Raw genomic sequence first — 24,667 nt, forward strand, 5'->3', positions numbered from 1 at the left:
TAAAAATTTTAAGATTAATAATTTTTTATAAAGAATAAAGAGTTAAATTACAGTAATTTAATAAATCTATTAGGTATTAGAAAGATTTACTTTATAGCTAAAAATAGCTTACAAAGTAAATCTCAATAAAATGAAGACTATTCACACTAAAACAGCTTCATTTAGTATGATAAAGCAAGTATTATAACTCTTAGAAAAAATTATATTTTAAATTATACTGCGCATCTCAGTAAAGAATGCTTGGATTCATCAGCATTAGATACTTCAGGAGTTATAGATTCATTATCATACTCTGCTGACTCTTGAATAAGTGAATCTAGATTTAAAAGTAATTTTTCTAAATTAGAAATTTTAAGCTCTATTTGTTCTTGCTGACTATGTGGGTTGTCTAAATCTTTAGAAAAAAACCTTAACGATTGTTTATCTTTTTTTGCATTTTTTTGCATTAATTTATGATTTAAGTTCTCTTTAGCTCCTTCTAAAGCCTGCTTAATAGCCAGAAGTAAATCAAATCTTTTGGAGAAAAAATGCCGATAATCAAATAAAGGTAGATTATCTAAAAAGTTCTTATCTCTCATTTCAGCACATTGATCACAAGCAGCTTTAAATTGCTCACTAATTGCTAGTTTCTCCTGAATTGATTTATCTTTAATAGTAAAATCAGTAAGCAAAACCTTGTGTAATCGATTAGCATCTAATAAAAGAGCATTTAAAAATTTTTTATTTATTTGATAAGATTCTTTTTTCTTTCCTGAATGCTTTCCTTCATAATCTCGGCAAGTTTTTCGAAGTGCCTCTAATACACGGTGATCTTCTAAAAATTTATTTTTATTTAATGCACCAATTGCCCACATTAATAAGAAAGAATAGCCTTCTATTCCTTCTAAGCAATCATATTGTATTTTAGCTTGGTGTAAACGTGGTTTATCTAAAAAAGACAATAGATCTTCTAATGAAGACGCTTCGATTTGTGAGGGATCAAATACATAAATATGGCGCATACATGTTGAAAGAATTATTGGATTAACATCACGAATAAAATCATCTAGTGGGTTGCGCACACCTTTTTCTTTTTGGAGATTATAACAATGTAATACTAATTTATTAAGTCGCATAAAGACATTCCTGAATCATATAACTGATTCCAACGATATAAACAATTAAAGATAATGCCCTTTTAATAAAATTAACTATAAAGAATTGCTAATAAATGAAGATTTATTCCACTGAAATTAACTTAACAGTAACGATAAAACAAAGTTAAGCAAATTAGCAAGATTTTTTGTTTGCCTAAATGAATTAATTTCATTAGAAGATAATGTTTTAAGAAATAATATCCAGTTATAAGTAGTAAACTTAAAAAATGAGTTTATAGTGAATTAAATTATTAATAATTTTTATATAGTAGCTAGTACCAGGAGTATACTGTCGATATTGCTAAAGCTCATAATGCTCTAATTTAAGCTCTTATATTTTAAGTATTTTAATCACTAAATTTATGATTAATTAATATATTTTTTATAAAGCTCAATAGTGATTACTAGCTTTCTAATCCTTAATTTTGCACTGTGAGATAACATGATTGTTTTAGAAACGCAAAGGCTATTACTTCGTACTTGGAAAGATACCGATTTAGCTCCCTTAACTTGTATTAATCAGGATCCTAAAGTTTGCCGATACTTGCCAAGCTTAGGTAATTGCCATAGTACAAAACAATTAATTAAACGCTGTATAGAGCATTTTAATACTTATGGGTTTTCTCTCTATGCTGTTGAGCTTAAAGAAACTACTGACATGATTGGTTTTATTGGCTTACTTACGCCTTCCTTTGTAGCACATTTTACGCCTGCTATTGAGATTGGCTGGCGTCTGGCTTCTACACAATGGCACAAAGGCTACGCAACGGAAGGAGCAAAAGCTGTATTACAATATGCTTTTACTCAGTTGAACTTAAAGGAACTTGTTTCGTTTACAGCGGCCGATAACTGGCCTTCGCGCCGAGTGATGGAACGAATAGGTCTCCACCACAATGCAAATGATGACTTTGAACATCCGAATATTAGCCTAGCTAGCCCATTAAGACATCATGTACTTTATCGCTTATCTAAAGAGATGTATTTAGGCTGCATTTAATTTATCTACTATGTTAAAATAAATAAATTAAATTACTCTCAGCAGTTAGGTCAAAGTAATAGATAAAGAGTAAATAATAAGTGACTTTCAAACAAAACTGGGAAAAAACTGATCTTGCATTAAAGCTTCCTTATGAAACTATCGAGGCAATGCTTAAACAATTTTTACCAACTAAAACAATGTATTCATGTGAGTGTATTGTTGGCGGCTGTGCCAATTTAAATTATAAAATTTATGTGGATATTGATGAAAATCCCTATATTCTGCGCCTATATTTACGTGATTTTAAAGCAGCTTACCGAGAACAACAGTTAAGCCTTTTGCTTAAAGATAAAAAAACTATACCTATCCCCGAAGTTTATTTTATTGGCCACTATCAAAATTATCAATTTGCTTTTAATCAATATCTTTCAGGTATTACCTTACGTGACTTATTATTGAGCGATCAAGCCTTTGATATTAAACAATTAATGTTTGATACAGGTGTTTTAGCCAACCAAATTCATACTTATACTTTTAGGCAAGGGGGCTTTTTTGATAATAAACTACAACCGCTGCCCCTAACCACTACCTATTTAGAATACGCCTTAAATTGTTTAAATAAGGATTATATTATTACTCTCTTAGGGCAGAGCAACACAGCTAGATTAACTTATTACTTTCAACAACTAGAATCCTTTTTTCCTTCTTTAGACGAAAAGCAACTTGTACATGGCGATTTTGATCCAGCAAATATTTTAGTAAATTATCAAGAAGGCCGCTGGCAGATTTCAGGCGTTTTAGATTGGGAATTTGCTTTTTCTGGCTCGCCACTTTTTGATGTAGCCAATATGTTGCGTTATGCGCATCATCTTCCTTCTCATTTTCAAGATGCTTTTTTAAAGGGTTTAACTTTAAGCTATACTTTACCCCCACATTGGCAAACAACGATTTACCTGCTCAATTTATTATCTCTCTTAGATTGTTTAAGTAGAAGTTCAGCTAAGCGCCCTAATCAACAAGCCGATATTTATGAGCTAATAATTTATTTTATGCAGCAACTTACTAAAGAGCATGGTTTATGAATTTTTTTCAGGGTAATTTATATCCTCTCCTTAAACTAGGATTGCCACTGGCTGCTACCGGCTTAGTACAATCTGGTATCTTTTTTTTTGAAACACTATTTTTAGCACATTTAGGTTCGGATATTTTAGCTGCTGGTGCATTAGTAAGCTGGTTATCGGGTACTTTTGCGGTTATTGTTTTTGGTCTTTTAAGTTCTATTAATGTACTCGTATCCCACAAATTTGGTGCTAAAGATTATCCTGGTATTACTAAAGTTATTCGTGATGGACTTTGGCTAGCACTTATCTTAGTTCTACCTAGTGTTCTTTTATTTTGGAATATGGCTACTATCTTTTTGTGGCTTGGGCAAAAACCTAATATTGTTTTCTTGGCAAAATCATATTTACATGGTCTAACTTTTGGTATCTTACCAAATTTTATTGTCACCGCATTACTAGAAACTATTACAGGTTTAGGACAAACTAAGCTTGTTTTTAAACTCAGTTTAGTATCGGTAACCTCAACAATATTTTTAAGCTTTGCATTAATTTTTGGCAAATTTGGTCTGCCTGCCTTAGGTATTGCTGGTGCTGGTTGGAGTATTGCGCTTAGTAATTGGTTAACGTTGGTAATTTTAGTTAGCTATCTTTTAATTAATCAAGAAAATAAGCCCTACTTTCAAAAAATATTTACCTTTTCAAAGCCGGTTTATTTATTGGAGCTAATTCGTATTGGTGCGCCGATGGGTTTTATGTATTGCGTTGAAGTAGGCTTTTTCTTTGTATTAACTTTAATTATGGGTTTGTTTAGCAGTCAGATATTAGCTGCCAATCAGGTTGCCTTACAATATTTAGGTGCCTTAATAAGTATTATTTTTTCAATAGCGCAAGCTATTACAGTAAGGATGGGACATTTATTAGGAGCTGGCAAAAGAAAAGCAGCTGAATACGCTGCTTATGCTGGTATTTTCGTTTCTTTCATTTTCATGTTTTTTATTGGCTTAGTGTATTGGTTTGTCCCTACTTTACTTATTGGGCTCGACTTTAATCTCTATGCAGCTAAAAATTTTACTATTATACACTATGCAACCCAATTCTTAAGTTTATGTGCAGTATTTCAACTAATGGAAGCTGTAAGAATTGCTTTATTTGGCGCCTTGCGAAGCTTGAGAGATACCCATTTTACTTTACTTATCTCTGTAATCAGTTTTTGGGTTATCTCATTACCTTTAGGTTATTTTTTAGCTACTTATTTTAAGCTGTCTGGACAGGGACTTTGGTACGGAATGATTATTGGCTCAAGCTTAAGTGTTCTATTATTATTTCAGCGTTTTAAAACTAAAATAATGAATTACGCTTCAGTAGTTACTTAAATACATACAAATAACTACAATTTCTATTTATAAAGAGATAAACATTGAAACTAAATAGTTATATTTCTAATCTTCATTATATTAAATTAAGCTTACTATTTTTTTTAGCCTGCTGGTTTTTCTTAGCTGCATTGTCGAATTTAGGTGATTTTCTCGTTGCTAATCACTTTATTAATGACATAACATTTCGCTCCAATAATTACACAGAAGTGCAAGCAGCCTTAGCTGTTTACTCTATCTCTAAAAGTTTACTAAATATAATATTTATAGCTATTCTTGTTATTGAATTTACATCAGCGCTCTTATTTAGTCTTAGTTTCTTTCGTTTTTTATTAGGCTATCAAACCTGGTTCACTATCCACTTGGCTTTTATGCTTAGTATGGGTCTTTGGGCTAGTTTTTTATTAAGCGAGGAATTACTTATTTTTTATAAATTTGAGGCCGTCCACTTAAGGTGGTTAACATTTGAAATAGTTAGCTTTCTAGTACTTCATTTATTACCTGATAGATATCAGAGACAAGTGGATATAATTTAGGTTATTTAGCTTAAAGTTAATAAGTTAAAATGTATTTTTACTCATTAAAACTATAAAAATTACTAACAACTCTTCCCTCCTTTCAAGAATAAGAGTAAGTTTATAATTATAATTTTCTTAATTATCTTTGTACTGAGAAAAATGAAGGCCTATTGTAAGTTAATTTTTCTTAAGATTAATGTCCTGTGGCTTGTTTAAAGATCCAGTGCTTTAACTGATGTCCTGGATCCCGCGAACAAGTCGCGGGACGTCGGCAGAAAATTTAAAAGAGCTTTTTCATTTTTTATCAGTACGAAGCTTAATTATTGATTACGCTACCTAGTCTATAGGATCTCCAAAAAACTTGGATATAATGTTTATACCTAGATAAAAGCCGTTTAATCCAATTAGCTAGCTGTAGAATTAAAGTAAGCTTTATAAACTGGCAGCCACTTTAATTTAGAAAGGATGAAATCATGCTGAAACGCGATATTTCTACAACTAATGTTTTAATTGCAGCTGCAGGAGGTATGATTGGTTCAGGTTGGTTATTTAGCCCTTATATTAGTGCGCAAATGGCTGGCAGCAATTCCTTGGTTAGTTGGATTATAGCTACCTTTTGTATGTTTTTTATCGCCCTTCCACTTTGCGAATTAGGAAGTATGTTTCCTATCTCAGGCGGTATGTCCAATTATCCAACCTATACGCATGGCCGAGAGGTAGGCTTTCTTTTTGCTTGGACTTCATGGCTTTCTTATGTTGTTATGACACCTATCGAGATACAAGCGATATTACAATATGGCAGTCATTTTTTTCCTATCTTAACTGTTAATGATGCAGCAACACTTAAATTATCTGGTTATGGCTATATAGCAGCTATGGTGATTATGCTGTTTGTGGTATTTTTAAATTCTTATGGAATAAAAATGCTGGCTGAATGTAATAAGTATGCAAGCATTATTAAGTTTGTCTTACCTAGCATCGCTATTGTTTCTTTTTTGTATTATGCGCCTAATTTAAATAATATCTCTATTCATTTGTCAAGCGCCTCAGATTGGGTTTCTATCTTTACCGCCCTTTCAGCCGGTGGCGTAGCCTTTGCTTTTACTGGATTTCAAAATGGACTGGTTTTAGCAGGTGAGGTTAAAAATCCTCAACGCAATATTCCTATTGCTATTTTAGGTGCAGTTCTTATCGGATTTTTACTCTATTTTATGTTACAGCTTAGCTTTCTTGCTGCGGTGCCAGCGAAATATTTAACTCATGGCTGGGAGCATTTAAATTACCCTGGTGATAGTGGACCTTTGGTAGGCTTAACGTTAATCCTTGGCCTTACAGTGGTAGCCAGTTTATTACTCTTTGATGCCGCTTTTTCACCATTTGGTACCACGCTTGTCTATACTGCAGCCACTTCACGTATTTTATATGGTATGGCACTTAATAATCATTTACCTAAAATTTTCTTAAAAGTTAATCGTCATAAGATTCCCTATGTCACTTTGTATGCCAATCTTTTAGTAGGTATATTATCGTTTTTGCCCTTTCCTGGCTGGCAAAAATTAGTTGCATTTTTATCCTCAGCTAGCATTCTTTCTTATAGCATCGGCCCTATTTGTCTATTAGCGATGCGTAAGTTACAACCAACTACTCAACGACCATTTCGTTTAAAATGTGCTTTAATCTGTTGCCATATGGCCTTTTATTTTTGTAATTTAATGTTATATTGGTGTGGCTTTTCTATCTTATGGAAACTTGATTTAGCGCTAATTATCGGCTTAGTGATTTGTCTCGCTTATCATCGTAAAAGCATCTTTCATTGTGATTTACGCCTATTTTGGTTTGTCTTTTATATGATTGCCTTACTTACTATTTCTTATTTAGGTTCATTTGGTGGTATTGGGGTCTTAAGTTTTCCTCTTGATTTAATTTTTATTTTACCATTAAGCATAATGGTACTGACTCTATCACAAATTTTATTAAACACCGCTGAACATGACCCTGTTGGCTTAGACTTAGAAGAAGCTACCTTATAGATTTACTTTCAAAAACTTCATAACTCATAAAACATTGCCCTAAGTTGATTTAAAGCTTAGGGTAATTTTTTAAAACATGACAGCTTAAACGCTACCTTAGCTTTCTTTCTATTGTCAACAATTGATCTCATACCATAATTGTGAAACAATGTGGCATTTTTTATGACACCATGAGGTTTTGCTTATGAGTTTAGCTGATCAAATTGCTAAAGAGACGGTGCAAAATATAATAAATTATTTAAAAAATAATCAAAATACCAACTCAGTACAGATAATTAAAGAAATAGAAACTATTATTGTCTCTGCTCTTAATCAGCTTCAAGGTGATGAAAAGAAACAGTTCTACAAAAGGCTATCCATTAGCCTACACCCAGATAAAATTGAAACCAATGAAAAAGAACTTTACTCACTTTTAAATGCTAAAAAAATTGTTGATGAGCCTTTTAAGATTTTAAATACACATTACAATAAGAAAAATATTGTTAATGAAATTGCAGACGATCCTGTTGATAACACGCTAAATCTTATTGTTAAATTACTAGATCAAGCTAGTTATCATTTAAAGCTTTACAGACGTTACTATCAACCAATTAAGGCTTTAGTTTTTATAGCTTCCTGGCTTATCAATATTACTTTAGCAGTTGCTGTTATTGGTTTATTGGCTATGGCTGTTATAGTTGCTAATGCCATTTCTACGTTAGATAAAATTCAAGAAGTATTAAGAGACATTGTTCTAGGCGGAGACCTTAAAAATTTAACAGCGCATTTGGTACGTGAGCCTATTAGATTTAAAATTGCTGAAGAAAATTATTATACAAAACTTAAAGATGAATTTATTAAAAATTTGGAAAAATCGATAAATCATGCCAAAGAGCCAGCACAAGCCGAAGTTTATAAAAAACAATTACAAGAAATTAAACAGATGTCGGTTGAAGATTACAAACGCTATTATATTAATGAATTAGCTAAAAAGTTAGGTAAATCACCAAAAGCTATCGAAGAAGAGCAACGAATTAATATTGAGAAAGCAAGTTATAAACAACATCTTACAGGTTTTAATAAACTCACTACGATTGCTACCGTATTTAAAAATAAAGTCTTTGGGCCTTTGCCTGCAGGCGTAATTAATAAACTGTTTTCAATTTTCATCGCACGTCCTATTGTAGCTCTATTAGCACCTATAGTGTTAGCAGCTACTGCTGCTATTGAAGTAGCAAAGAATTTAAATGCTATTTTCGTCTTAGGGGGAATAGTTGCTTTAGCAGGCCTTAAGGTCGCTACCCTTATCATATTAAATGCACCATTATACTTACTCGATACCGCACGAATAATAGGTAATAAATTTTCTAAAGAGACGAATAAGCCCACTCATAACAATAAGCCATCTGCAGCTAATGATGAGAATTTAAATAGTTACAGTACAATGTTTGGCTCTAGGAGCTCTGCGCAACCAAAAACCCAGGCGCAGGATAAAGATCTTTCTAATTACTCTAAAGGTACACGTTTCTTTATTGAAGGTCCTAAAAATGAAGCTAAATCTCTAGCTCCAGCCCTTTCTCCTTCAGCAATGGGGCCTAATTAAAAATTGAGCCTATTATGCGTTACTAATTAGTTAGTAACGCATTGCTTGTAATTAAGAGAGCAGAGTATGCTATAAAAATTAAGAATGAATAAGCTATTTTAATTTAAATCATTTAACTCATATGATTTGGTTCATATGCGACCAAATTACCCCTTTTTAAATCATTATTATTGCTTTAATATTGCTTATTGTTTAAATTTAAAGCTTTAACGCGATTTGTTTAATGGATAAAGATATTATGCCAAAAGTAATACCCATCTTATTTACTACTGCCAATCCTTTAACAGCCGCACAAATAAATATTTTATCTCAAGCTAAAGCAATTTTAACAAATGACTTTGGTTTTGATGTCCAAAGGCCAATGATTTCACTGGTCAATGATGCTTATATTAAGCAACGAATATATCCTAAAGTAGAGCTAAACGGTAAAACCTATCATCGTTCACTTTTTAATGCTAAAGAGCGTTTAGAACTAGCTAAAGCAACTATAGAGGATATGCAGCTTTTACAAAAAAGAGCAAATGGGGAGGAGGAAGCGCTGCCTTTCCAAATAGATATAAACGCTTATGAACTCTATCACCATAAAACGCCTAATAGCTTACCGCAAAGGGGATATATTGAATCTTGGGAAATGTTAGAATATTTACAGCGTGCAGAAATAGAACGTAGTCGAAGTGCTAATATTGAACCCACATTATATATCTTAGTTGCTGGAATAGATACTGCCAATCTGCGTGGTAATTGGAACGAGCTATCTCCTGCAATTCCTTTTATGCTAGCCACTCGTAAAACAATTAATAATGAAACTGGTGCTTTAAAACAACAAATTAATTTAGAGTCACCTAGCGTTTATTTAAAGCGATTAGGATATGAAGGCAACGCCTTTAATCACTTTAAATCGGGGGTGTTTGAGTGCATAGAAGATTCATATAATAATTTATCATCTACTAAGCTTGCTGAATGTAAGCTAGAAACTTTAACTCTTATGGGAGACAAAGCTTTTGAAGAATTAGTAAAAATATTAGCTAAGCGTGAACAATCTAAATCACTTAAAAAAACAGCTCCTGATCAAATAGAAACTGCCAAAGTCTCTTTAATGCTTATTAAAAAGCATGCCCTAGCAGGTTTATTAGGAGAAGAAAAAAAAGCTATTATTAAACGATTGTTTCCAGGTGATTTAAAATCAGAAACGCTTTTACAAACCATTAAATCCTTCTGTAACTCGTCAAGCGGCGGGCATATAGCTGGATTAGATTTTATAAAAAACATGCTTAATCAGGCTGCCGCAGATAAAGAATCATCACCAAATGAAGTAGTCACACAGCTTATAATATTTGCTAAATGGAAAAAATCCGATTCTAATTTAGCGCGGTTTTTCCATCATAAAATACGCCACAGAGCGCCTGAAACAGAAAATTTTTATCAACTTCTTGCCTCACTTGATACAACAGATACTAATTCCTGGGATCATGTTATTTTATCAATTCAAGCATTAACCGAAAAAAACTTAGACGCTTTATCACCTAAAGTTCAGCCGTGATAGAACGATAAACACCTTTCATTTAAAAAGCGAAGACCGCTAACGACAATTAGCAACTTATAAATGACATAAAAATTTTATCCTAAAGAGTGGCTTCATTAAGTCATTGCTTTAGGCTTATTATTTGCTGATATGGGTTGCGTCGCTACTTCAAGTCTATTAAGTTGACTGCTGATATTATTCATTGTTTCATCAGATACATCAGAAATGCTATCAATTAGTTGGCCTTGAGACTTTGTTGGCTCACTGACAGAAGCCATATCGTTTGTATCTTGATTACTACTATCACCATCCGTAGTGTTATCGTTGAAATTACTCTCTGCGCTGATATCTTCATCACCTGGATCAGGATGGGGAGGGTTTAGGAAAGCATCCCTTTTAGCTAGAATTTTTTGTTCTAAAACAGTATTAACACTACTAATGGGGTCTGCTGCTTTTCCCTTTACTTTTATAGTTAAAAGAAATTTATCTTTGCTTTCGCTAGGAAGGCTATCATATAAATTTATGCCTTTTTGTACTACCTCAGGCGTACCTGATTCTAAGATTCGCTCTACTACAATACCTTTTCCAGCAAAAGTATTAGGCAGTGTATTATCAACTAAAAATTCAGCAATATCATTATCAATACATAGATTTACATCAGCTAAAAAAATTAATTTAGCAACATTCTGGGCGCCGCCAGATTGCTCTAATATATTTTCTAATTCACGCATAATTGTTGTTTTTAAATTTTCTCTAGCTATTTCTAGCTCTACGCTTTGAGCTACTGTAATCTCTTTTTTTTGACTTTCTGAAAATGGAGCATCTGGAGTTATTCTTCTATACTTAACAGCTTTAGATTTATAATTGACAGAAGATATATCTTTTGCATGATAACAGCTAACTATTAAGACACCTGCATCATTGCGGCCATAGTTAAAAAATACCGGATTTCGCATATTTTTCTCTTTGCTCTCTTTAATGGTATATTTTAATATATGCAAATTAACAAAGTATTAAATATAAATATTTTTATTAAATAATATATAAAAATTTTATAAATAAATTGTTAAAAAATCCTGGTTATAAGTAATTAAAATATAAGAAAGATTGGTAATAATTTATGTGATTTTAATTAAGATGAGCAGCAATTAGCACTTTTTAAATTTAAAGAAGCGAGAGTAGCAAAATACCTTAGCTTATAAATTCTTTTTTATATTTTCAAATCGCGCTTTTAAATCTTCATATTTAAGCTTTAATTCATTAATTTTTTCTTCTGGTTTATTTTTTGCTAATTTATTATTTAAGTATATAATGTCATTATTTATAATTTCTAATTCTTTATTGATACTTTCATCATTTTTTTTCTGTTTTTTACTAAGTAGTAACTGTTGTTTTTCTTTTAATTCGTTTAAATAATTATACACTGAAGCTAATTTTTCACGGCGATTATCAATATCTTTTTTAAAGCGCTCTAAAGATAGCTTAACATTATCTATAGGCTTCATACGATTATTAAAAAATATCATTTATGCATTTCCTAATTAACTTGCAATAACCAATTATCTTTTAACACTTTTATCAAAATTATTAATGGTTTTTGTGTGTTTATTCTCAGAATCCAATTCACAACGCTTTAGTTTTTCTTCAATTTCAGGAAGTATGGTAGAAAGCTCATTTATCTCGTCAATCATACCCACAAAATTCATAGTGATAAGCTCAGGAAATTCTCCATCATTTATCTCAGAATAGGTATCAAATGCTATGACATCTGTAAATTCCTGCTGACTAAAACTGCTCTCACTATATGGTCCAGTAACTATACCAGAAATATCTTGTTTACCTGGTTTAAAATCTTCATATTTAATCCAATCGCTGTGCAAAGGTAACGTCCCAGAACTTGTAGATTTTTTAACAGTCAAGGTAGAATTTTCTAAGCTCTCACTTGTTTTATGACATGAAAAACTTGAGTCGTCTGAAACTGATTTCTTTATGTGCGGATTTGGCTTGACTTCAGCAGTAGCATTAACCATTTCTGGTGTCACTTGCATATCAACTAGAGTGACTGTATTAAAATTAGGTTCTTGATTAGTTTGCTTTAGTGTTGGGGGAGGGAACTGTCTATCGGCGCCAAAGGCCTTAGTTCTAATCGTAACAGGGTAATTAGGATAAGGATTAGCTAGTTTTTTATAAACTTTATCAGCCTTCTCTGCAACGTCATATAGAGTAGTTTCCAAAAACCGTTCTATTATAACATTAGAATCAAACAAATTAGGTAATTTATTATCCATTAAAAAATCAGCTACTTTATACTTATTTGAAAAACAAATATTTACATCCGCATGAAAAACCACTTTCTTCACTATTTTCCCCGAAGGGTCCACCTCACTTTTAATTTCTCCTAAAGCAGTTAAGATATTTTTTTCAATTAAGCTTTTGTCTGAGCTATCTGCAATATCTACTGTACGTAATTTTAATGACTTTTTGACAATTTCTTTATCCTTCTCAAAATCTTTTACATTTTTAAGATAAATTAATTTAGAAGTACTTTGTTCATGATAACAACAGATTAATAAAATATGTGATCGCAACAAGGCGTAATTGATAAAAGCTTTTGTAGGTGTTGCTGGCATAATGTGTAGCTAATTTTATACCTAATTAAGATAATATTAATATAATTATCTTAAGATAGTATTAAATTTGATCAAACAGTTAACTTTGTAACAAAAAATTTAAAAAATAAAATTGACAGAAGGTAGACAGCAGAAAATAAACTAGTTTGGTAACAGTAATTGTTAGGTCTACTTGACCTAACAGTGGTTATTTATTGTTCCTCAATAACAGCTTCTAGCCATTCTTTATGCCGTTTCTCATCTTTTAAACCCTGCATAATAAGTGCGGTTGCTTCTGGCCATTTATTAGCATGATTGCTAACCGTTTCATAAGCTTTAGTAGTATCTATTTCATTAGTTAGCATGGCTTTAAGAATAGCTTTATCACAAAATATATTAGCTAAAATTATTTTACCTTTAGTTAGATATTGTTTTATATCTGGACTAGTTGGACTTTCTTTTTGATGCTCTCTTAATATACTAGTTATATTTTCAATATGCCTTTTATGATCCGCCATAAATTCACTTAAATGTTGCTGATATATTACACTTTCAAGGCGATCAATAGCGGTCTTATAAGCCTCAACTGCATCAAAATCCAACTCACAAAGTGCATAAAGAGCGTCATGAAATTCCGCCTGCATCCCAACACTAGTCGTCATGTTACTCTCCTTTTTATTATTATAATTCTTAGGTAGTAAAGAGTAGCAGAGCTTAATAAATGATTATGATTCAAAAATTTATTAAACCCCGCCAACTCTGTAGGGTAAGCTTTATAATTAATCCTTAATAGCGCCTTTAAGGGCAAAATAACCTATTAAACCAAACAGCATAGTTTGTAGAGGGTGCTTTTGAACATAAGCTAACCAATCGCAACCAGATTGCTTTATTTCATTTAAACCTTTTTGCATACTATCTTGTACTTCTTTATTAATATTAGACATAAGAATCTCCACCTTAAAAATTTTAATTTACAACATATAAATGACAACTACTGTCATTTTGTTTGTGCCTAAATTAAAAATAACATATCAAAAAAATATGTCAATTATTTTGTGACAACCAATGCCCATTACTTTTATTATATTTTAGAGGCAAGCAATTAATTGAAATTAAGAAGATTTACTAAGTAAACTAGTTTGTCACATAACGTTAGCTATGCTTTTACTGTAGCTAATTCTGACCAACATGTTGTATAACATGGGCTTTTCATTCCAGATTTCATAGTCCAATTTTTCTGAAAACCTTCTGCCGCCAAGCGAATTGTTCTATCACCATACTTTTCATTAATATTTTCTATAATAGCCATCAATTTTTCTGTCTTGGTTATATTTTCTTCTTTTAAAGGATGAAAAAAATTTAGCTGAAGCGAGTTTTTAGGTGACAAATCCGTTAACTGTAACCCTACTTTTGTATAAGGGATATTTGGTTTATAAATCTTTTTTAGAGCATGTTTAGCAGCTGCTGTTAGCGTACGTAAATCATCTGTAGGACTCAATAACTGAAAACCAACTGACTTAGAATAAACTTTTAAACTTTCATCAAAGCGATTAGTTTTCAGAAAAATTGTTAAATACTGAGTAGTCAGTTCTTGTTTACGCAGTTTCATCCAGGCTGTTGCACAATGATGACTGATTGCGTTTGCAATCTGCATAACATTTGTTTGAGGCTGACCAAATGAGCGTGAAGCAATAATACTTTTATTAGGGGCTATTGCCTCTAGAGGTAAACAGCTAATACCGTTAAGCTCCATAGCTGTACGCTGGAGAACAACATTAAATAAAGGTTTAAGGTTTGGTAAACCGTAATTTGCTAAGTTACTTGCTGTTAAAATACCTAGACTTTTTAACTTTCTTTGCCACTGTTTACCGATACCCCATACATCGGTTATTGGAACTTGGGTTAGCCAATAGGCCGCTTCATCCGTAATGTTAAAAACTGGAATCATTAATTTTTTTGCAACAGCATTAGCTAATTTAGCTAATGTTTTAGTCTGCCCTATACCAATTGAAGTTGGAATGCCCGTGTATTTTAAAATTTGTTTTTGTAAAGTGGCGCAAAAATCATTAAGTTTATTTTTAGGCATTGCTGTTAAATCGAGGAAAGCTTCATCAATCGAATAGATTTCAACCCTATCCCAAGCTTCTTCAATGATACGCATTACGCGTGCCGATAAATCACCATATAAAGTAAAATTTGATGAGAATAAAGTAACTTGATTGACTCTACATAAATCTTTTACCTTGAAATAAGGCTCCCCCATTTTGATGCCCAATGCTTTAGCTTCATTTGAACGCGCAATCACACAACCGTCATTATTAGATAAAATAATAACTGGTTTATTACGTAAATCAGGACGGAAAAGTCGCTCGCAAGAGGCATAGAAATTATTACAATCAATCAAAGCAAACATGATTATAACGCTTGATGAATAATATGGGTCACAACTCCCCAAATGACTAAATCTACTTCTTCCGTGATATCAATAGGAGAATAATTGGGATTGGCAGGAACTAAACGTACTCGGCTATTACGGCAAGACAAACGCTTAACCGTAAGCTCACCATTTAAGGCAGCAATTACAATCTTGCCATCTGCTGCTTCAATACTTCTATCAACAATAAGTAAATCGCCATTATAAATCCCTGCTCCTTGCATTGAATCACCTTGTGCCCTAACCATAAATGTTGCAGCAGGATGTTTAATTAAATATTCATTTAAATCTAATGTTGATTCTAAATAGTCATCAGCCGGTGAGGGAAAACCAGCAGCCACTTTACTACTATAAAGTGCAAATTGTGGTGCGTAAGATTTAGCTCCTAAAGTATCTAATTTTGCTAGAATGGTCACAGCCGTTACTAGCTCCATAGTATTTTTTATTGTTGTTAAAGTAGCCATAACCACTTTTTATAATTTAGATATTATTAAATTAGTGTAGAGACTAGGTTATTATTTGTAAATAATTAAAAAATAAATGCCGCTTCTAACTGAGCTTTTTATACGCCTAGATGGCGATAAGGTTTTGAAATATTAGATCTCTATACTCTTTTTCATTTTATAATGGCATTATTAATTTATTTAAAATTGGCTGTAATTTTAAAGTTAACAAGGAAGGTTAAATACTTATGTATAAACTAGTTATAGTTATCATTTCGATAATAACTTTTAATTTAACAGGGCATGCTACTGCATTTCATAATAACGACCGACATCAAATTATCCAAAGCTATTTAAAAAGCCTTAGCCACTTAGACGCAGATAGTGCAATTTCATTATTTGTACCAGACGGTATAGTGATATCGCGACATCAAGGTCAAGTAAAAGCAATGGATTTTCTGCCTGCTTTTGTACAGAAATTTAATCAATTAGAAATGAAAGAATTAATGTTTTTTGTAAGTGAAAACAACGATCTTTATGCTGTAGAAATTGGTTCAACGGGGGTTAAGGTATCAGGTGAGCCTGTTTCATCAACTTTTATGGTCATTTTTCAATTTGCGAAATATAGTAATCAATTTGAAAAAATCATTATTTTTGCTAATGATACTTTAAAATATCCACCTACGACGAAAATGATAGAATCATTCAGCTGATGCAATTAATAATGTCCTCTCCATTGGAATTGAAGGTAAAAAATATAACTTTTATCTGGACCTCTGCTAAAATAATAGCTATTCCCTTTGTTAAAAAAAACTATGATTACAATACGTAAAAGCCAAGATAGAGGGCGTAGTCAATTTAGTTGGCTCAATAGCTATCATACTTTTTCTTTTGCTAATTATTATGACCCACAATTTATGGGATTTGGCCATTTGCGTGTTATTAATGAAGATACAGTGGCACCAGGCTACGGTTTTGGTAAGCATCCACATCATAACATGGAAATTATTTCCTATGTTGTATCAGGTGCTTTAGAGCATAAAGACAGTATGGGTAATGGCTCTGTCATAAAACCTGGCGAGATTCAGAAAATGTCAGCCGGTACGGGTATAGAACATAGCGAATATAATCCATCCACAACAGAACCGCTACATTTCCTGCAAATTTGGATTATTCCCGCTAAACAACAATTACCGCCTGATTATAGCCAAAAAGTGATTAACAAAGAAGCAAATAAACTTCTTTTGATTGGCTCTCCAGAGGAAACTAAACACGCTATTAAAATTAATCAAAATATTAACTTCTTTGCTGCTTATCTTAACGCCAACCATACTATCAAGCATAATTTTAGCTCTAATAGAATAGGATGGCTGCAACTTATAAAGGGTAAAATTACCTTAAATAATGAATTGTTAAATTTAGGAGATGGAGCTGCAATCTTCAAAGAAGATTCAATAACTATTACCTGCCTAGAAGAGGCTGAGTTACTTTTGTTTGATTTAGAAGCCTAACTCGAAGATAAAGGCCAATCCTACCCAGCCAACACATAGCAATTAATTTTGCTAACTCTAGACCCTTTACATAATCTATTTATTTTGCCTGAGTGCAAGGCGCAAGGGTTTTGAGGAGCGGAGTTTACATAGAGTAAATGAGCACCGGAGAAACCTTTGCAACACAGCAATCGCGTAAAATAAATAGGTTAGACAGGTCTAATGGGTTTTTCTTCCATTGCACTAATAGAATTTATTTCACGATTTAAGGTATAACTTAAAACGGTTCGAATTAGAACGATAATTGCTACAATGCCTATTGTATAGTAATCAGGTGCTGTTGTTGTGCTAATTAAGTCAGCAGCAACAATAAATTCTAAGCCTAATGTAAGCACGCGTCCTAAGCTTAAGCGAATGTGGTTAATATCAAATGTAGTTGGCCTTATCAAAGAGGTCACAGCATAATAAATATAACGGCTCAATGCTATTAAAACTCCTATTAAAATAACCATAACGCCACATACCGAAATACTATGTTGAATGAAAACGAGCACTGCATGAAAGTTATCCATCTTATTATCCTTACTAATAAATAACCTAATTTTTTAGATTAGACCCCTTTCCAAACTGGCAGTAATGAGACAAGGTCAGTTGAAAAAAAGCTGAAAAAGCGCAGTGTACATGAAGTACATGAGCATTTTGAAGACTTTTTTCGGCTAAAATTGGCCATTAATGCTAGTTTGGAAAGAGGTCTATTAAGTAATCTAGAGATTAAAGCTTAGCTCTTTAGTACTAGTTATCCTTTTAAGAGGTGTGTATTGTGGGTAACGCTTTATATCTTCCCAAGGCGAATTGGACAATTGACTTAATTCATCTAAAAGAAAACAAGCTAATGAATTAGTATAAAATCGCGTACTTGGTTGGTCTAAAAAATTATTGATAGTGGTAACTGTGTTATCAAGCGTTACACAATCATCTAAATCTTGGCGTAATTTTTTTGCCGTCTCGTAACCAAATTGCCCATGACCGAAACTCATAAAAAAACTCTCATAACCACGGGCTTTTTTAATATTTGTTTTATCCTGTGCCCAAAGCAAATAATTTTCAATGCCTTGTTTAGCAGCGTTAATAATTAGACCTTTCTGTAAATTTAACTGATGAAGACTTACTAATTTTGCTATAGTTTGGTCAGGAAAAATTTTGCCTATTTGCTTATCAACTAACTGTTGATTGGTTAAGTTATTTTGTGAGGGCAATAATTGCGCCAAAATAGCATAAGTAATATCTAGAGGTAGTTTATATTGAAGATGTATAGAGCATATAGGCAATAAAGCCCTTAAAAAAGATGCTTCGCCATTATGAGCTAAATCAAGGCGACCATTTTGTTCATAAGGTAATAAAGCATTTAATAATTCATCACGTTGTTGTAACGATTTAAAATTAAATAGTTGATTAGAAGTTAAATCAATTGACTTTATTGTACTTGGAATAACTTCTATAAGCGCGCTTAACTCAGTAGTTGTTTTTAAATAAAAATTATTATTACTTAAATTTAATGAGTTTAAGTGGGCGGGTAGCACTTTAAGAGCTTGTAATAGCTCCAAAAAATCGCCACTGCCAAGGCTATTCTGACTTAAATTAAGTGAAAGAACAGTAGGAGGAATGGCTGGCAGAGCCTGGGATAAATCGCAGCCCATACTTTCACAAAAGCTTTTAAAAAATAATCCTAAGTCATTTACAGTTTTTGGAAGAGCTACAAAAGCTTGCGCTAACTCATCGCCTGAATGTTTAATAGTATTATTTAACTGTAAATCAAGCCTCGTAACTGTAGCTGGAATGACTGCAAATAGTTCTGCCAAATCAGTACCAGAAATTGCGCCAAAATCATCTAAATCTAAATCAATTACAGTTAAATCAGCTGGTATATCTCTAATTGCTTGCAGTTTTTGTGGCCATGTTAATAGTTTAAAATGATAACGCTTAAACTTAGACATCCTTAATCTCCTTTTAATAGAGCTCTAATTTAACATCAATCGTGTAGTTAACAACTTTCCCGCCATGCCCGCTTTTAATTCAAAAAAACTATTTATTAAGCAAAATCTATTGTCATAAAGAATTTTAATCTTTACTATCTGAAAGAAATTATTATAAGAGTTGTTTATGTTAAGATTTAATAAGTTTAAAAATTATTTTTTAGGTATTACTCTATTTAGTGTTGCCTTAGGCCCTATTTTTGCTGCCCCTAATGTAAAGAAGGCAACAAACTCAGCTAAGTTAACTATAAATTACAAAGCAGACTCCATTGTTAATTTGCCTGATAATCAAGGAACTCTCTTAAAAGGAAAGGTAAATATTAATATCAATCAGTTTATGCAACTTTCAGCCGATAAGGTTTTAATTAAATTTTTCGATAATAAAAGCAAAGCTATTCACGAATTCATTATATTTGGGGAAGGCACCTTAAAGGATAAACAAAGCATTAGCCATTTTAAAAATGGGGTCTATAACCCTAAAAGTAAAAAACTTATGGCTGAGAAGATTTGGCGGTAAAATCTAACTCCTCCTAATAGAAAACAGAGGTTAGAGACTACTGCAACGCCCTATTACCATACTAGAGATTATATTAGATACAGACAATAACAATCTATCATAACTAGTTTTAGTTTTAATTTTTACTATACTAAATTAAAACTAAAACTAGGGAAGGATTGATATGAACCAATTACATAATATGAAGGTTGCTATTCTTGTAGCTAATGGATTTGAGCAAATTGAATTAGAGAAACCACGGCAAGCTTTAGAAAAAGCAGGTGCGCAAACCGTCTTAGTTTCACCAGAAAAAGAAAAAGTTCAAGGCTGGAATCATGACGAGAAAGGTGATTATTTTGATGTCGATCTTAGTCTAGATGATGCTAAAGCAGACGATTTTGATGCCCTACTTTTACCTGGCGGTGTTCAAAATCCAGATCACTTACGTACTTTAGATAAGGCTGTTTCTTTTGTTAAAGAAATAGCTGGTCAAAAAAAGCCAATTGCAGCTATATGTCATGGTCCATGGTTGCTAATTAATGCTGATGTTGCGCCTAAACATAAATTAACTTCTTGGCCTTCATTAGAAGCGGATCTAAAGAATGCTGGTGCTCAATGGGTAAATGAAACAGTGGTAGTCGATAAAGAATTGGTTACTAGCCGAAAGCCTGATGATATTCCAAAATTCAATGAAGCAATGCTTGGTTTATTTGAATCTTGTATTAAAGATAAACGGTAAATATGAAATTCAGGTTAATCTATTAGCTAAGCCTTTGCTTGTAAATTAACTTTATTGGTCAGTATACAGCTTAGTATGACAAATAACCTAGGCTGTTAAACTATAATTAACTATTTAATTTCCATTAATGATATTAGACCTCTTGCATACTCTGTTTATTTTGTGTGAGTGCAAAGCGCAAAGGTTTTGAGAAGCAGAATTTACATGGCGTAAATGAGCACCGGAGAAACCCTTGCAACACAGCAATCGTGTGCAATAAACAGGTTATCCGAGAGGTCTATTTTATTGATAAAACTTTAATTCGCTAGCATCATGACTACAAAAAATTTCTATCTGCGCTTTATTATTTAAATAAAGCGCTCGTAATTTATCCTGATTCTTAAATCTTAATTCTCTATCGGCTTCCATCATCCACTGATAAAAGCGAACTCCTAGCGGACAAATACGTTGTTGATTTTTTATTTCTTGATGATAAAAATAAGCATCTCCTGCATGAAGTAACCAACCTTTATCAGTATTTATGGCAATACCAGCATGTCCTAGCGTGTGTCCTGCTAAAGGAATATATAATAAATCAGGTAAATTTAATAAAGAGTGAACGCCACTAAATTCAAACCACTGCTCGCCTCCTTCGGGATAAAATTGCCACTTTTTAACTTCATCCCATTGTTGATTTTGGTAACGCTTTCTATCAATAAATCGTTTTTTATGTTGAGTTGCCTCTTTTTCAGCTTGCATAACATGTATGGTCGCGTTGGGAAAATCTTCAATACCACCTGCGTGATCAAAATCAAGATGCGTTAAAATAATGTGCTCTACATCAGTAGGAGAAAAGCCTAGCTTTTTAATTTGGTTAATCGCTGTATCATTAACATTAAATTGAATACGATTTAAATAAATAAAAAATGGACTTATTCGTTGTTTAGGATTTGCTATATCTCTTTCACCAAAACCGGTGTCAATCAATATAAGCCCTTGATTAGTTTCAATTAATAAGCAATGACAAGTTAGATGTGCGTATAACCCCGAACTATTGCCGTCAAATACCTTACCCCCTAGTGGGCACATACAACCACAGTTAATATGATGTATACGAGCACTGTCCATTTTATAGTTCCTTCTATTAAATAAATTTGCTAACTAATTATTTACTTTGCGCAAAATAAAGTAAAAGCAACAACGCTATATCTAGCTTCTTACTTCATATTGATAGCGTCCTGTAGTTCGTTTCCTAGCCCTAGCGTGCTAATAGATGCTAGGCAATTAGGTGCAAGAGAGCAGTGGAACATTAAAGAGTTTTAAATTTAACTTAATTAAATACGCCCTCCTCCATTAGAATAGACTACATTTTTAGATATTTGTAAAAAAAAAGAACATGTTGATAGTGAGTTAAAGCAATAAGGAATTTGTTATACTTAGAAATTAAAAGACTCTTTACGGATTAAGGTAGCAAATAGTATGCAGAGGACGCCTTGAAAATTTTCCTATTATTTTTTCTAATATACAAAGCAGTTTGGTTAGAAATTGAAGACACGTTTCAATCGGCTTGTCTTATCAAGCGAGCTGACAGTAGTTTTCTCCAACTCTATCAAGATCAGCAAAAGCTCTCTATAGCGGACTGGCAGTCATTGTTTAAACGCGCACACAAGCTAGGTATAAACCATATTATTATTCAATGGAGTACATATAATGATTTAGCTTTTTATCCACTAAATAACTACCAGAGTAATGATGTTTTAGCGAAAATTATTCGCGCTGCTAAACAAGAGCATTTAACCCTTGCCATAGGACTAAATTATGATCAAACGTTTTGGCAAGCGCTTAACAGCACGGATCAAGAACTTAAAAATTACCTAGATAAACACTATCAAATGCAACAAACCTCCCTACCTTCGCTAGTTGATTTTATTGCAAGTGTTGATAGTACAGGAGACACCGTAACAAGCTGGTATATCACGGATGAACTTGATGATTTAAATTGGCAAACTGCTAATCGACGTAACCTTTTAAAAGCCTATCTAGATAATTTAATCCGCCTACTTAAACAACAAAAACCAAACTGGCCCATTGCTATTTCTATCTTTGCTTCAGGCCAGGTAAACCAAACGCAGATAGAAAGTTTTTATCATTTTCTTTTTCATGATACGGCCGTAGATAAATTTTTACTCCAAGATAGTATTGGTACAAAGAAATTAACTTTAACTGAACTTAAAGATTATTTGGCAATTGTTGCTAAAACATTACAAGCGAGTCAGCGCCAATTTGCAGTTATTATTGAGCTTTTCATAGAAGACAGTAAACAAAATGTATTTGTAAGTGCACCACCTGACTTAGTAACAGCGCAGTTATCGTTAGCTACTAAATATAGCACGACTAACCCTATCTTATTTTCATTTTTTTCTTACGTATTGCCTAGTGAGAAGCTTGATAACCAGGCACTTTATACTTTTTGGCAAGCAAAAACTAAGGATTGTAGCTCGTTATTAACGTTTATTATTGATTATCTTAGCCATCCAGCACCTATAAAAATTATTTCTCTATAAATTTAGTCTACTTCTGTTTAAAATCATAAACTTAGCTATTTATTTAAGGTAATTATGATCAAACGTTGCCCATGGCCGCTCGAAAATAAACCTGACTACCAGCTCTATCATGATGAGGAGTGGGGTATCCCGGTACATAACGACTACAAGCACTTTGAAATGCTAGTATTAGAAGGAGCACAAGCCGGCTTAAACTGGTATACCATTCTTAAGCGACGTGAAGCTTATCGCCAAACCTTTAAAAATTTTGATCCAGTTCAAGTAGCACAAATGACTGATGCTGAGCTTGCTGCGATTTTAGCAACAGGAAATATTATTCGGAATCGGCTAAAAGTATTCTCCGTGCGTAAGAATGCATCGGTATTTATAAACATTCAAAAAGAATTTCAAAGCTTTGATACCTATGTATGGCAGTTTGTTGGTGGCGAACCTAAGATTAACCGCCCTAAAACTATGCAGGATGTTCCAGCATTTACGGCAGAATCAGATGCTTTATCTAAAAATTTAAAAAAACGAGGTATGAGCTTTGTAGGCTCTACTATTATTTATGCTTATATGCAGGCTATTGGCATGGTTAATGATCATATTCAAGATTGCTTTTTATGCCCTGCTATAGCTTAGGCTGTGGCAAAATATACTTTTCTAAAATTTAAAAAATTATGAAGCAAATGGCGTTATAAAAAACAAACCTATTAAAAATAGAATATAAAATAAACCAATTGATGCCAGCCTAGAAGCTGTTAAACCACCTCTTTTAAGCATTAAGTAGATTATTAAAATAGCTAACAGTGTAAGGAATGCGCCCCAAAGTGATTCGCCATTTAATAACCAGGGTGTAAACAATAATCCAAGTCCACTAGGAATGGTAGCTTGAATCATCATAGCCCCACTTATATTGGCTAAAGCTAATAGGTGTTTGCCTTGGCGCACCCAAATAAATGCATTCATAATTTCAGGCAGTTCAGTAGCTATCGGGCTTAACAGTAAAGCAACAAGCTGCGAAGATAAACCTAACCAGGGGCCAATTGTTTCTAATTGATAAACGAAAATTTGTGAACTAATAAAAACAACGACTAAGGCTAAAACCGTTTGCAAAATTATCCAATAAGTTGCGGGATTAGTTTCATTAGGCTTTATTTTTAATGCTTCTAAAAAATCTAGGTGTTCAGGGTCATCTTCACCTGTCATTTCTTGGCGAACATAGAGTCCATAAGCAATAAAAAAAGCTAATCCTAACCATGGTTTCCAACTAAAAACAAGCATTCCTAAAACGATTTTAACGATAAAAATAATCATAAACCAAAGCTGATCATGGCTTAAGCGGCGCTCACCAACTGAGTTTAAAAGTTTATTATGATATTTTTTGACTAATACAAAGGTTAATCCAACAACGCTATAAGCAATGGTCGCTAAAACTAACGGGCCACCAATTGCTGTACCGATACCAATTTCTTTTGTGGTTGAATTACTACCTAAAACGACTGCCACAAAAGTAACGATACTTTCTGGCAGAGCTGTACCAAAGGCTGCTAAAATAGTGCCTGTAGCATTCTTAGTGACATTAAATCGTCTACCAAACCATTCAATCCCGTTAACAAAATATTCACAGGAAAAATAAATAGCAATTGCAGAGACAAGAAGTAGTAGTAAAGGCAACATTAACTGATTAATAAAATTTC

At 32.8% G+C, this 24,667-nt stretch carries 25 protein-coding genes; 13 read left to right on the forward strand and 12 right to left on the reverse strand.

The annotated features are described in order from the left end of the window. Positions 1–212 precede the first annotated feature (212 nt). The gene (locus tag ACNVED_RS11790; protein WP_419419210.1) at positions 213–1,115 is read right to left on the reverse strand and encodes a hypothetical protein; all 903 of its coding nucleotides are present in this window, start codon (positions 1,113–1,115) and stop codon (positions 213–215) included. 463 nt (positions 1,116–1,578) lie between these two features. On the opposite strand from ACNVED_RS11790, the gene ACNVED_RS11795 reads away from it, so the two are divergent. From ACNVED_RS11795 to ACNVED_RS11825, 7 genes are all read left to right on the forward strand, one after another. Further along, positions 1,579–2,133, forward strand: coding sequence for a GNAT family N-acetyltransferase (locus ACNVED_RS11795; protein ID WP_419419211.1), 555 nt, complete (start codon positions 1,579–1,581; stop codon positions 2,131–2,133). A gap of 80 nt (positions 2,134–2,213) precedes the next feature. Further along, complete coding sequence (locus ACNVED_RS11800) at positions 2,214–3,197, forward strand: phosphotransferase family protein (RefSeq protein ID WP_419419212.1); 984 nt, start codon at positions 2,214–2,216, stop codon at positions 3,195–3,197. After that, the gene (locus tag ACNVED_RS11805) at positions 3,194–4,549 is read left to right on the forward strand and encodes an MATE family efflux transporter (RefSeq protein ID WP_419419213.1); all 1,356 of its coding nucleotides are present in this window, start codon (positions 3,194–3,196) and stop codon (positions 4,547–4,549) included. The genes ACNVED_RS11800 and ACNVED_RS11805 overlap by 4 nt, the downstream gene beginning before the upstream one ends. Before the next feature lie 44 nt (positions 4,550–4,593). Continuing rightward, positions 4,594–5,085 (forward strand): hypothetical protein, encoded by a 492-nt coding sequence (locus ACNVED_RS11810; protein ID WP_419419214.1) that lies wholly within the window; start codon positions 4,594–4,596, stop codon positions 5,083–5,085. 455 nt (positions 5,086–5,540) lie between these two features. Further along, positions 5,541–7,097: an APC family permease gene (locus tag ACNVED_RS11815; RefSeq protein WP_419419215.1), complete on the forward strand. Its 1,557-nt coding sequence runs from the start codon at positions 5,541–5,543 to the stop codon at positions 7,095–7,097. Between the two features lie 184 nt (positions 7,098–7,281). Beyond that, positions 7,282–8,679 carry a hypothetical protein gene (locus tag ACNVED_RS11820; RefSeq protein WP_419419216.1) on the forward strand — a complete coding sequence of 466 codons (1,398 nt, stop codon included), beginning with the start codon at positions 7,282–7,284 and terminating at the stop codon, positions 8,677–8,679. A 238-nt stretch (positions 8,680–8,917) separates the two neighbouring features. Continuing rightward, on the forward strand, positions 8,918–10,219 hold the full coding sequence (locus ACNVED_RS11825; protein ID WP_419419217.1) for a hypothetical protein: 1,302 nt from the start codon (positions 8,918–8,920) through the stop codon (positions 10,217–10,219). 98 nt (positions 10,220–10,317) lie between these two features. Here ACNVED_RS11825 and ACNVED_RS11830 read toward each other — a convergent pair whose 3' ends face one another. From ACNVED_RS11830 to ACNVED_RS11860, 7 genes are all read right to left on the reverse strand, one after another. Next, the gene (locus ACNVED_RS11830) at positions 10,318–11,157 is read right to left on the reverse strand and encodes a hypothetical protein (RefSeq protein WP_419419218.1); all 840 of its coding nucleotides are present in this window, start codon (positions 11,155–11,157) and stop codon (positions 10,318–10,320) included. Positions 11,158–11,397: 240 nt separating this feature from the next. Beyond that, the gene (locus tag ACNVED_RS11835) at positions 11,398–11,727 is read right to left on the reverse strand and encodes a hypothetical protein (protein WP_419419219.1); all 330 of its coding nucleotides are present in this window, start codon (positions 11,725–11,727) and stop codon (positions 11,398–11,400) included. A 33-nt stretch (positions 11,728–11,760) separates the two neighbouring features. Further along, entirely contained in the window at positions 11,761–12,831 is a 1,071-nt protein-coding gene (locus tag ACNVED_RS11840) for a hypothetical protein (protein ID WP_419419220.1), read from the reverse strand. A gap of 191 nt (positions 12,832–13,022) precedes the next feature. After that, a complete protein-coding gene (locus ACNVED_RS11845) occupies positions 13,023–13,472 on the reverse strand; it encodes a DUF2383 domain-containing protein (RefSeq protein WP_419419221.1) in 450 nt (149 codons plus the stop codon). 117 nt (positions 13,473–13,589) lie between these two features. After that, a complete protein-coding gene (locus ACNVED_RS11850; protein WP_419419222.1) occupies positions 13,590–13,754 on the reverse strand; it encodes a hypothetical protein in 165 nt (54 codons plus the stop codon). Between the two features lie 212 nt (positions 13,755–13,966). Further along, entirely contained in the window at positions 13,967–15,223 is a 1,257-nt protein-coding gene (locus ACNVED_RS11855) for a Y-family DNA polymerase (RefSeq protein ID WP_419419223.1), read from the reverse strand. A gap of 2 nt (positions 15,224–15,225) precedes the next feature. Beyond that, entirely contained in the window at positions 15,226–15,678 is a 453-nt protein-coding gene (locus ACNVED_RS11860; protein ID WP_419421183.1) for a LexA family protein, read from the reverse strand. Between the two features lie 257 nt (positions 15,679–15,935). On the opposite strand from ACNVED_RS11860, the gene ACNVED_RS11865 reads away from it, so the two are divergent. Beyond that, positions 15,936–16,400 carry a hypothetical protein gene (locus tag ACNVED_RS11865; RefSeq protein WP_419419224.1) on the forward strand — a complete coding sequence of 155 codons (465 nt, stop codon included), beginning with the start codon at positions 15,936–15,938 and terminating at the stop codon, positions 16,398–16,400. 102 nt (positions 16,401–16,502) lie between these two features. Then, the gene (locus tag ACNVED_RS11870) at positions 16,503–17,198 is read left to right on the forward strand and encodes a pirin family protein (RefSeq protein ID WP_419419225.1); all 696 of its coding nucleotides are present in this window, start codon (positions 16,503–16,505) and stop codon (positions 17,196–17,198) included. A 188-nt stretch (positions 17,199–17,386) separates the two neighbouring features. Here ACNVED_RS11870 and ACNVED_RS11875 read toward each other — a convergent pair whose 3' ends face one another. Continuing rightward, positions 17,387–17,749 (reverse strand): DUF1622 domain-containing protein, encoded by a 363-nt coding sequence (locus ACNVED_RS11875; RefSeq protein ID WP_419419226.1) that lies wholly within the window; start codon positions 17,747–17,749, stop codon positions 17,387–17,389. 192 nt (positions 17,750–17,941) lie between these two features. Further along, entirely contained in the window at positions 17,942–19,171 is a 1,230-nt protein-coding gene (locus ACNVED_RS11880; RefSeq protein ID WP_419419227.1) for a hypothetical protein, read from the reverse strand. Between the two features lie 166 nt (positions 19,172–19,337). On the opposite strand from ACNVED_RS11880, the gene ACNVED_RS11885 reads away from it, so the two are divergent. After that, a complete protein-coding gene (locus ACNVED_RS11885) occupies positions 19,338–19,727 on the forward strand; it encodes a hypothetical protein (RefSeq protein WP_419419228.1) in 390 nt (129 codons plus the stop codon). Positions 19,728–19,890: 163 nt separating this feature from the next. After that, a complete protein-coding gene (locus ACNVED_RS11890; protein ID WP_419419229.1) occupies positions 19,891–20,445 on the forward strand; it encodes a type 1 glutamine amidotransferase domain-containing protein in 555 nt (184 codons plus the stop codon). Positions 20,446–20,727: 282 nt separating this feature from the next. Here ACNVED_RS11890 and ACNVED_RS11895 read toward each other — a convergent pair whose 3' ends face one another. After that, entirely contained in the window at positions 20,728–21,552 is an 825-nt protein-coding gene (locus ACNVED_RS11895) for an MBL fold metallo-hydrolase (RefSeq protein ID WP_419419230.1), read from the reverse strand. Positions 21,553–21,917: 365 nt separating this feature from the next. Here ACNVED_RS11895 and ACNVED_RS11900 point away from each other — a divergent pair, with 365 nt between their 5' ends. Beyond that, on the forward strand, positions 21,918–22,988 hold the full coding sequence (locus tag ACNVED_RS11900; RefSeq protein WP_419419231.1) for a DUF4434 domain-containing protein: 1,071 nt from the start codon (positions 21,918–21,920) through the stop codon (positions 22,986–22,988). A gap of 54 nt (positions 22,989–23,042) precedes the next feature. Further along, the gene (locus tag ACNVED_RS11905; RefSeq protein WP_419419232.1) at positions 23,043–23,609 is read left to right on the forward strand and encodes a DNA-3-methyladenine glycosylase I; all 567 of its coding nucleotides are present in this window, start codon (positions 23,043–23,045) and stop codon (positions 23,607–23,609) included. A gap of 36 nt (positions 23,610–23,645) precedes the next feature. On the opposite strand, the gene ACNVED_RS11910 is transcribed toward ACNVED_RS11905, so the two are convergent. Continuing rightward, positions 23,646–24,647 (reverse strand): sodium:calcium antiporter, encoded by a 1,002-nt coding sequence (locus tag ACNVED_RS11910; RefSeq protein WP_419419233.1) that lies wholly within the window; start codon positions 24,645–24,647, stop codon positions 23,646–23,648. Positions 24,648–24,667: the final 20 nt, after the last annotated feature.

The sequence above is a fragment of the Legionella sp. D16C41 genome, assembly GCF_048541585.1.
In the GTDB taxonomy this organism is placed as follows: domain Bacteria; phylum Pseudomonadota; class Gammaproteobacteria; order Legionellales; family Legionellaceae; genus Legionella_C.